This window comes from Mycobacterium sp. (assembly GCF_049683355.1).
GTDB lineage: Bacteria > Actinomycetota > Actinomycetes > Mycobacteriales > Mycobacteriaceae > Mycobacterium.
Genome location: NZ_JBAUJB010000305.1, coordinates 1 through 3,172, shown reverse-complemented (window position 1 = coordinate 3,172; position 3,172 = coordinate 1). Strand labels below are relative to the sequence as shown.

Sequence of the window (3,172 nt, the reverse complement as noted above, 5' to 3'; positions counted from 1 at the left end):
GGCCTCGGGCGGCAACGGATTCGCCTCGCCGTCGACGAAGTGCGCAGAGTCGACGACCCTGCCGTTCTGGATCAGCGCGATCACGTTCCCGGGTGCCTGGCCCATGACGTAAGTGAGCGGCTTCATCTCCCCCGGCGGCGGCAGCTCACCTGTGGGCAGCGGCGTGGTCCGGTACTTCGTCACCGTCTTGCTGAACCCGTCGGCGGAGCCGGACAGCTGAGCGTCGATCATGCCCAGCATCGAGGACCGCATCGTCAGGATGGCCATCGTCCCGAATGTCGCCAGGGCGATGGCGACGACGACCGAGACACCGACGACGAGTTGTCGACGCAGGCTCCAGCTCTTCCAGGACCGCATCATTCCGCCGGTCGCAGCATGTACCCGACGCCGCGCACGGTGTGCAGCATCGGCTCACGGTCGGCGTCGATCTTCTTGCGTAGGTACGAAACGTACAGATCCACGATGCTGGTCCGCCCGCCGAAGTCGTAATCCCATACCTGCCGCAGTATCTCGTTGCGGCTCAGAGCGCGTCGTGGATTGCGCATCAGCATTCGCAACAGGTCGAACTCGGTGGAGGTCAACGCGATGGACACGCCGCCGCGCGTGACCTCACGGCTCGCGACATCGAGTGCGAGGTCACCTACCTTCAGCGACTCGTCGTCGGCCGGGGTGAGGTAGGCCGTTCTGCGTAACAACCCACGCAGCCGGGCGACGAGCTCCTCGAGCGAGAACGGCTTGGTCATGTAGTCGTCGCCGCCGGCGGTCAGCCCGGTGACCCTGTCGACCACCGAGTCCCGCGCGGTCAGGAACAATGTGGGTGTGTAGGTGCCGGACTCACGGATCTGCGCCAGCACGCCGAGACCATCGGTGTCGGGGAGCATGATGTCCAGCACGAGGAGGTCTGGCGTGTTGGCCCGGTACTTCTCGACGGCCTCCGCGGCGTCGTGAGCGACGTCGATCTCCCACCCTTCGTAGCGCAAAGCCATCCGGACCAGGTTCGTCAGGGCGCGTTCGTCGTCGACGAGCAGCACCCGGATGGGCGAACCGTCGACGCGGTACATCCTGGGCAGCTGGCCCAGAATCGCGCGCCGGGGCGCGTGCTTGTTCACCGGCGCTGACGTCACCGATCCATTGTTGCGCCTCCACCGCCCGCTGGCCAACGTTCATAGACGTTTCATATTTTGTGCAGCTGCGCCGACGCCGGAGGAGCTGCGATCTTTGTGTTCGATGTGAGAATCCCCTACGGGACAGGCAGCGAACCTACCGTCGCAATCATGAAACCCGTGACAGCAGAGCATGAGTCGTTGGTCCACTACGAAGGCGGGCACGAATGTCAGGATCTGGCAGCCTGTTTCGAGAACGAGGTGATGCCGCTGCGCGCCGAGTTGATGCGGGCGGCAGCGCGGCTGACCAATGGGGGCGCCGGCGCTGAGGATCTGCTGCAGGACGCGCTTCTTCGTGCGTTCCGCAGCTACGGAACGTTCAGCCCGGGAACGAATGCCAGAGCCTGGATGCACCAGATCCTGAGGAACACGTGGATCAACAACTACCGGGCCTCGCAGCGGCGGGTGGCCGAAGTGTCCATGGAGGCCGTCGCAGAACAGACCGGCGATGATCCCGATGCGCAGGAGACCCTGTCGGCAGAGCAGACATTCCTTGCGGCACAACCTGATCCCGCGGTACGGGCGGCGTTGGCGATGCTGAACGAAGACTTCCGGACAGTGGTGTACCTGACGGATATCGAAGGCTATCCCTACGCAGCGGTGGCCGCCATGATGAACACGCCTGTCGGCACGGTGATGTCGAGGCTGCACCGGGCCCGGCGTCAGTTGCGTCTGCTGCTGGGTGATGGCGCGCGGCGCCGGCGGCTGGTCGAGACTCGGCCGAAGGTCGATCTTGTGGAGGACCTGCGTGCCGCCGGGTGATCACATTCGACGGCTTCGCACCGTGAGTCAGGACAGGCGGCTACCGTCGATCAGGTGACGGTGCCAGGATCGCGCTTCGGCCGGGCGTTCACGGTCGCGGCCGTCCTGCTCACCCTCGGCATGGTCCTTTCGTGCGAACGCGCGGCGCCCCCACCTGCGCCCCCACCGCCGGCCACGACGTCGGCAACCGCACCGGCGTCGCGCCCACCGGCACCGACCGGATGGGACGTGACTGCCGCACATGATTTCGCCACCGTCTCGCAACTGGTGGACGACACGATCGCGGCGCAGCGCCTGCCGGGCGCGGTGATCCAGATCGGCCACGCCGGCAAGATCGTCTTCCACCAGGCTTTCGGCGTGCGAAAGCTGGCCGGCGAACCCGGACTGGACGGAGCACCATCCCCCGCCGAGCCGATGACCGAGGACACGATCTTCGATCTGGCGTCACTGACGAAGAGCATCGCGACCGCGACCGCCGTCCTGCAGCTCCACGAACGACGCCGGGTGCGGCTCGATGAACCCGTGCAGACGTACCTACCGGGCTTCAACCCGGCAGCAGACCCGCGGCGGGCGCAGGTGACGCTTCGGATGTTGCTCACGCACACGTCGGGTATCGCGGGCGATCTGAGCCTGGACGGTCCGTGGGGACTGGACAAGGCCGACAAGGCGGACGGCATTCGCCGCGCTCTGGCCGCGTTGGTGGTGTTCGATCCAGGGTTGTTCCACTACTCCGACATCAACTTCATCCTGCTCGGTGTGCTGATCGAAAAGCTCACCGGCGAGACGATCGACGACTACGTCGAGGACAACGTGTTCACGCCGCTCGGCATGACCGACACCCACTACTTCCCGAAGGGCACATCGGACACGGATCTGCTGGCCCGTATGGCGCCGACGGCACGCAACGAAGACAGCCGGGACGACCCGGCCAGGAATCCCGACTACTTCAATCAGCTCCGCGGCACCGTCCACGATCCGACCGCGCGCCGCATGGGTGGCGTGACCGGCAGCGCAGGGGTGTTCTCGACGGCAGCCGATGTCGGTCGGTTCGCACAGGCCCTACTCGATCGGCTCGCCGGCCGGCCGAGCACGTTTCCACTGACGCAGTCCACGTTGGAGCTGATGACGACTCCGCAGCAGCCCGGGCACACCGCTGAACAACTCGAAGCAGCCAACACCGCCAGCCGGGAAGCGGCCACACCTGATTATCCAGCTGTGAGCGGCCAGAACCTTCGTGGCTTCGGCTG

General features: G+C 65.8%; 3 protein-coding genes and 1 pseudogene. 2 read left to right on the top strand and 2 right to left on the bottom strand.

The features are described from left to right. Both WA944_RS17625 and WA944_RS17620 read right to left on the bottom strand, forming a co-directional pair. Window positions 1-357, bottom strand: a pseudogene (locus WA944_RS17625) (sensor histidine kinase); the annotation flags it as partial. Next, a complete protein-coding gene (locus WA944_RS17620; protein WP_526372662.1) occupies window positions 357-1,061 on the bottom strand; it encodes a response regulator transcription factor in 705 nt (234 codons plus the stop codon). The gene WA944_RS17620 and the pseudogene WA944_RS17625, both read right to left, overlap by 1 nt. A 213-nt stretch (window positions 1,062-1,274) precedes the next feature. Between WA944_RS17620 and WA944_RS17615 the strand changes: the two genes are divergently transcribed. Both WA944_RS17615 and WA944_RS17610 read left to right on the top strand, forming a co-directional pair. After that, entirely contained in the window at window positions 1,275-1,925 is a 651-nt protein-coding gene (locus tag WA944_RS17615; protein WP_526372659.1) for a sigma-70 family RNA polymerase sigma factor, read from the top strand. Between the two features lie 54 nt (window positions 1,926-1,979). Continuing rightward, window positions 1,980-3,172: serine hydrolase domain-containing protein (locus WA944_RS17610; protein WP_526372660.1), on the top strand; the 1,193-nt coding region annotated here is incomplete at its 3' end.

What these genes read in the sequence shown, in the direction of transcription:
- WA944_RS17620 (WP_526372662.1), bottom strand. Translation starts at nt 1,061, where the DNA reads ATGTACCGCGTCGACGGTTCGCCCATCCGGGTGCTGCTCGTCGACGAC.
- WA944_RS17615 (WP_526372659.1), top strand. Translation starts at nt 1,275, where the DNA reads ATGAAACCCGTGACAGCAGAGCATGAGTCGTTGGTCCACTACGAAGGC.